This window comes from Nonomuraea sp. NPDC050733 (assembly GCF_040654215.1).
Lineage (GTDB): Bacteria > Actinomycetota > Actinomycetes > Streptosporangiales > Streptosporangiaceae > Nonomuraea.
Window position 1 is genome coordinate 145,814 of record NZ_JBFAHO010000017.1, and the last position, 6,000, is coordinate 151,813.

General features: G+C 69.8%; 7 protein-coding genes and 1 pseudogene. 5 read left to right on the forward strand and 3 right to left on the reverse strand.

The window, feature by feature from the left end; genetic code table 11:
- Positions 1-14: 14 nt before the first annotated feature.
- A complete protein-coding gene (locus AB0H64_RS25535; RefSeq protein ID WP_357629003.1) occupies positions 15-974 on the reverse strand; it encodes a LysR family transcriptional regulator in 960 nt (319 codons plus the stop codon).
- Positions 975-1,025: 51 nt separating this feature from the next.
- Here AB0H64_RS25535 and AB0H64_RS25540 point away from each other — a divergent pair, with 51 nt between their 5' ends.
- The 5 genes and pseudogenes from AB0H64_RS25540 to AB0H64_RS25560 form a co-directional block, all read left to right on the forward strand.
- A complete protein-coding gene (locus AB0H64_RS25540; protein WP_357629006.1) occupies positions 1,026-2,417 on the forward strand; it encodes an FAD-dependent oxidoreductase in 1,392 nt (463 codons plus the stop codon).
- Positions 2,401-2,748, forward strand: a complete 348-nt coding sequence (locus AB0H64_RS25545) for an FAD-binding protein (RefSeq protein ID WP_357629009.1) — start codon at positions 2,401-2,403, stop codon at positions 2,746-2,748. Before AB0H64_RS25540 ends, AB0H64_RS25545 begins: the two co-directional genes overlap by 17 nt.
- A 13-nt stretch (positions 2,749-2,761) precedes the next feature.
- A complete protein-coding gene (locus AB0H64_RS25550) occupies positions 2,762-3,601 on the forward strand; it encodes an NAD(P)H-binding protein (protein WP_357629012.1) in 840 nt (279 codons plus the stop codon).
- A 36-nt stretch (positions 3,602-3,637) separates the two neighbouring features.
- Entirely contained in the window at positions 3,638-4,480 is an 843-nt protein-coding gene (locus tag AB0H64_RS25555) for an NAD(P)H-binding protein (protein WP_357629015.1), read from the forward strand.
- A 10-nt stretch (positions 4,481-4,490) separates the two neighbouring features.
- A pseudogene (locus tag AB0H64_RS25560) lies at positions 4,491-4,751 on the forward strand (Tn3 family transposase); the annotation flags it as partial.
- Between the two features lie 41 nt (positions 4,752-4,792).
- Here the strand turns inward: AB0H64_RS25560 and AB0H64_RS25565 are convergent.
- Both AB0H64_RS25565 and AB0H64_RS25570 read right to left on the reverse strand, forming a co-directional pair.
- Entirely contained in the window at positions 4,793-5,560 is a 768-nt protein-coding gene (locus AB0H64_RS25565) for a helix-turn-helix domain-containing protein (protein WP_357629018.1), read from the reverse strand.
- Between the two features lie 140 nt (positions 5,561-5,700).
- The coding region (locus tag AB0H64_RS25570; protein ID WP_357629021.1) for an alpha/beta fold hydrolase at positions 5,701-6,000 on the reverse strand (300 nt) is incomplete at its 5' end.

Below are 6,000 nucleotides of genomic sequence, written 5' to 3' on the forward strand. Positions count from 1 at the left end.
GGCCGGGCACAACCCTAGTCAAAAGTGAGCGTTCCCAGGTCTGTGAAAACCTGGGCGAGACCGCGGATGGCGGGGGTCTCCGCATCCGCCCGCCAGACCAGGCCCCAGCTGATGGGGCGGGCGTCCCGGAGGGGCAGGTAGGCGATGTCGGGACGGGCGTTGTATCGGATGGCGTGCCAGTGAACGGGCTGGACGACCTGGCCGTCGGCGATCAGCGTGGCCATTTCGTCCCAGGTCGTGATCGGCATGGTGCGTGTGACCGGGCGGCCCTTGGGGGTGTTGAAGGGCACCGCGGTGTCTTCCCAGTAGTCGGGCAGGGTGATCGAGGGCCCGCAGACGCCGTAGTGGGCAAGCGCTTCGAGGCTCGCAGAGCCACGCTCGACCAGGTCGTGGTCGGCGGCCACCATCAGGGCCCGGGGTTCGGTCCAGACGACGGGGCCGGCGGTGAGGTCCGGTTCCTCGACGGGAAACCAGCTGATCAGGACGTCGATCGAGCCGTTGCGGAGTGGTTTGAACGGCTCGATGAAGAGGTTGTGCCGGATCTGCAGGCCCCACTGGGGGTGCCGGGCGCGGAAGGCGTCCCAGAACGGGCGCAGGTCGTGGGCGAAGCTGGGGATCATGCCGATGCGGAGCACACCGGTTTTGCCCTGGGCGGCCAGGCTGGCCCGCCGCATGCTCTCGTGCAGTTCCCGGTAGACCGGCCGGAGGTCGTCTCTCAGCTGCTCGCCGATCGGCGTCAGCCGTACGGTCCGGCTGGTCCGGTAGAACAGGTCGGCGCCGATCTTCCGCTCCTGCTGCTTGATCACCTGACTGACCCGCGCGTGGGTGATGCGTAAGCGCTCGGCGGTTCGCCCGAAGTGCAGCTCTTCGGCGAGCGTCAGGAAGATCTCGATGTCACGAAGTTCCACGTTCGCCTTCCATCGGTAAGCCGCGCTTACCGGAGCATAGCGAACTGCGTCGTTGATCCGGATCACCTGAAAAACCACCATTTGGAGAGCCGGCATCAAGCGGACTGAGGAGAGACCATGACGCATCGACCGCGAGTCGTGATCATCGGCGGTGGGTTCGCCGGTTACAACGCCGCGCGGGTTCTGAACCGCAAGCACCGGCGGGAGATCGATGTCACCCTGCTGAATCCGACCGATTTCATGCTCTACCAGCCCTTGCTGCCGGACGTGGTGGCCGGGATCGTGCATCCGCGCCATGTCGCGGTGTCCCTGGCCGCCGCGCTGCCGTACACGCGGTTGCTGCCCGGCACCGTCACCGGGCTGGACGCCGATCAGCGAGAGGTCCGCTACGTCGACTCCGAGGGCCGATCGCGGCAGGTCGGCTACGACCGGCTGATCGTCAGCGTGGGTGCAGTGAGCAAGGTTCTGCCGATCGAGGGCAGCCAGACCTACAGCCACGGACTGAAGGGTCTGCCCGAAGCCCTCTACCTGCGCGACCACATCATCCGGCAGGTCGAGCTGGCCGCCGTCGCCGAGGACCCGGAGGAGCGGCGGGCCCGGCTGACCTTCGTCGTGGTCGGAGCGGGCTATACGGGCACCGAGACGGCCGCTGTCGGGCAGTTGTTCACCCGGTCTCTGCAGCGCAGGTACCGGAGCTTGGCCGGGGTGCCGGTGCGCTGGATCGTCGTGCAGTACGACGAGCGCGTCCTGCCCGAACTGCGCCCTTCCCTGGGCAGAACCGCCGAGCGGGTCCTGCGCAAGCGCGGAGCCGAGCTGTGGCTGGGCACCACCGTGCGCAAGGCCGCGCCGGACGGAGTGCTGCTCAGCGATGGCGAGTTCGTCCCGGCCAGGACCGTCGTCTGGACGACGGGCGTCCGTCCCGATCCGGTCATCGATGCGTTCGGCCTGCCCACGGTGGGCGGCAGGATCCAGACCGACGAGTTCATGGCGGTGAGCGGCCACCCGGAGATCTACGCAGCCGGCGACGCGGCCGCAGTGCCCGACCTGGCCGGTCCGGGCGAGATCACCCCGATGACGGGGCAGCACGCCGAACGCCACGGCGCGGCCGTGGCCCGCAACGTCGCCGCCTCGCTCGGACTGGGTCGGGGCGCCAAGCCATACCGGCATCGGCTACTCGGCTTCCTCGTCGACCTCGGCGGCTGGCAAGCCGCGGCGGACCCGCTGGGCGTGCCGCTGTCCGGAGTGGCCGCGAAGCTGGTCACCCGGGGCTACCACCTGTACGTCATGCCGGGCAACCGGATCAGGGTCGCCGCCGACTGGCTGCTGGACGCGGTGCTGCCGCGCCAGGTCGTGCAACTCGGCCTGGTCAGAGGCGACGCCGTACCGCTGGACAGCCCCGACCCTGAGCTCCCCCGGCGGGTGTACCCGACCCGCTCCCCACAGGGTGAGCACACCGAAACGGTCACCCCCCTTTCCAGCGCTGGATACCTCTATGCCCATCACCACTGACATCCAGATTCACGCCGTGAACGTCCTGGTCATCGGCTCCGGCGCGGCCGGACTACGGGCGGCGATCGCCGCCTCCGACGCCGGTTGCGAGGTGCTCGTCGTGGCCAAGGCGACCGCTCTGGGGGCGATCGCTCGCAGGGAGACGAGGGGCTGCCACAACCGCAGCGACTACCCCCAACTGGACGAAACGCTGACCAAGACCCTCGAAGTCTCGATGGACGAGCGCGAACTCCTGGTCGGCAGCCGCGCCCTGCTCGAACCCGCCCCCGAGCTCGCCCGCCTGGCCGCGCTCACCCCCGACCTCGACCCAACGGGTCGACTCACCGAATAAGGAGATCGCAACCATGATCCTGGTAACCGGTGCCACCGGAAACGTCGGATCCCACGTCGTCGACCAGCTGCTCGACGCCGGCGAGAAAGTACGCGTCATCACCCGCAACCCCGGCGGCCATTCCTTCCCCGAACAGGTCGAGGTCGTGCCCGGCGACCTCACCCAGCCGGACACCCTGTCGGAGGCGCTGGACAGCGTGGAGCGGGCATTCCTGTTCCCCGTCTTCACCGGGCTCGACGCCTTCCTCGACGCGGCCCGGCTGTCCGACCTGCAGCACGTCGTCCTGCTGTCCTCTGCGGCGGTCACGTACACCACGCCTTCGTGGATCGGCGAACAGCACCTGAGCCTGGAGCAGGCCGTCGCCGCATCCGGGCTGGCGTGGACGTTCGTCCGCCCCGGCTTCTTCACGACCAATGACCTGGCCTGGGCGCCGCAGATCAAGGCAGGCGACGTCGTCCGCGGCATTTACGGCAACGCCGCCGTGGCCCCGGTCGACCCGCGCGACATCGCCGCCGTGTCCGTCCGGGCACTCCTCGACGAGCGCGTGGGCGAGTCCTTCCTGCTCACCGGGCCGCAGTCGCTGACCGGAGTCGACCGGGTGCGGATCATCGCCGAGACGATCGGGCGACCGCTGCGTTTCGAGGAGCTGCCTCACGAGCTGTTCCGGGAGCAGATGCTCCACCACGGCATGCCCGCCCCCGCGATCGACGACATGATCAACGGGTTCGCCGAATGGGACGGCAAGACCGCACCGGTCCTGCCGACGATCGAGGAAATCACTGGACGGGCGGCCTTCACCTACGACCAGTGGGTCGCCTCCCGCGCGCAGGACTTCGGCCCGACGCCCGCCTGACGCTGTGCCATCTATCGACTGAAAGAGACAACCGCCATGATTCTGATCACCGGGGCCAACGGCGTCGTGGGACGCCAGGTGATGAACCAGCTGCTCCACGACGGCACCCCAGTCACCGCGGTCACCCGCAGTCCCGCCGAGGCCATGCTCCCCGATGGCGTGCGATCCGTCAGCGGAGACCTGTTCCACCCCCAGTGGCTCGAGCCGGCGCTGGAAGGAGTGGAAGCCATCCAGATCAGCCCGCGCGCCACCGGCCCGGGCCTTGGCGACCTGCTGAAGCTGGCCGTCAAGCAAGGCGTACGGCGTGCGGTGCTGCTGTCGGCCACCACCGTGGAGTATCCAGCGGGGGAAGCCCGCTTCGCCGCCCAGTTCAAGGACGCCGAGGACCTCGTCACCAGTTCCGGCCTGGACTGGACGATCCTGCGCCTGGCCGACTTCGCCGCCAACGCCCTGGCCTGGGCGCCCCAGATAAAGGCCGGTGACGTGGTGCGCGGCGCATACGGCCAGGCCGCCACCAGCCCGATCCACGAAACCGACATCGCGGCGGTCACCGTACAAGCCCTCCGCACCAGCGCCCACGCGGGAAAGGTCTACACGCTGACCGGGCCGCAGTCACTGGACCAGTTCGAGAAGGTGCGCCTCATCGGCGCCGCCATCGGCCGGGAGCTGTCGTTCCAGGAGCTCCCGCCCGAGCAGGTACGGCAGGGCCTGCTCGCGCAAGGGCTGCCCGAGGAGGTCCCGGCCCGCCTGCTCGGCTCCCTGGCCGACTACGCCGGCCGGCCGGGCCCCACCACCGCCACCGTGGAAGAGCTGCTGGGCCGGCCCGCACTCACCTTCGCCGACTGGGCACACGACAACGCACGCACGTTCGGCGGCTGATCACCACCCGGTGAGCGGCCCCGTACCGAGGAAGCTCACTCGCGCTGCCATCGAACACGGGACAGAGCCCTCACTCGTAGAGAAGATGTGGCCCGACCTCATGCGGGTGGCGATCTCCATCCGCGAGGGCAGGCTCAACTCCGTCACCCTGCTACGCCGGCTCGGCTCCCACTCGCGCAAGAACGAGATCTACAAGGCCTTCCGGGAGGTCGGCCGCAGCGTGCGCACCGTCGCGCTGCTGCGCTTCCTGGCCGACCCCGCGCTGCGCAGGCGCATCACCGACGTGGCAGCCGCATCGTGGAGGCAAGCGGTTCAACGAACGTCGGGGATGCGTTCGCCATCCTTCGCCGGGCGCTGGGTCGGCGAAGAAGCCGGCCACGCAACGTCGTCGACCGCGAGCCACGGCGCGACGGCCAGGGCCGTGGGCGTGAGCCCGGCAAACGTCGTGACCTCGCGGTGGAGGTGGGACTGGTCGACGTAGCCGCTCTCGGCGGCAACGCGGGCGGCGGCGTGACCCGCCGCGAGTAGGTGGGCGGCGTGGTCGAAGCGCACCAGCCGGGCGGCGCGTTTGGGTGTGATGCCGAGCTGGGACCGGAAGCGGGACCACAGGCGCTTGCGGCTCCAGCCGACCTCGTCCGCCAGGCCGTCGACCCGCACCCGCCCCCGGCTGGTGAGCGTCCGCCGCCAGGCGTAGGCGACCTGCGGATCGACCGGTGGGTGGGCGCCCAGCCGTCGGCCGAGGATGTCCACCGCGATCGTGAACCGTTCGTCCCACGACGCGGCGGCGCGCAGCCTGTCCTCGGCTCGCTCGGCGTCGCGGCCCCAGACCTCCCTAAGGGCTACCACCGTCCCGCTGAGCTCGGTCGATGCGCCGAACAACGCAGCCGCCGCGACCGGCTCCAGCCGGATCTGGAGGCACTGGCCGGCTCCCCAGCCAGCCGCCCGGAGATCGCCGGGGAGGAGCCCGACGACAACACTGCCGCGCTCGTGCCGGCCATGGGTTTCGTAGACGACGCCTTCTCCCTCGCTGAGATCGACGAGCAGGGTGACGGACGGATACGCGACCATGGCGATGTCCACCAAGGCCGGGGCACGATGGCGGAACCCGGCCATGCTGACCCCCGGCAGCCGAACCGACGGGCGTGGGACTGCGACGTCCACCCACGCCCGGTCAGGTGGCGTCCCGGCCGGCAACACATGGCCAGTCTAGGCATCAGGGGTCACGGGTTGTCGGCGGCCGTTGCCGTGAAGCGCAGCAGCAGTTTGCTGATCGTCTCGGGCGCTTCCACCATGGGGAGGTGCCCGACGCCGGGCAGCAGCTCGACCCGTGCGTTCGGCACCGCGTCGTACTGGTGCGCCGACGACGGCTCCCAGCGGGGGTCGGCAGAGCCGAAGATCACCTGAACGGGGACCTGGAGGGCGGCCAGACGCTCGGGTACGCTCCGTTCGGCGATGTAGGCGGTGTTCCGGCGCAGCACCGTTCTCATCACGCGGTAGGTGATGCTCCGTACGTCGGCGAC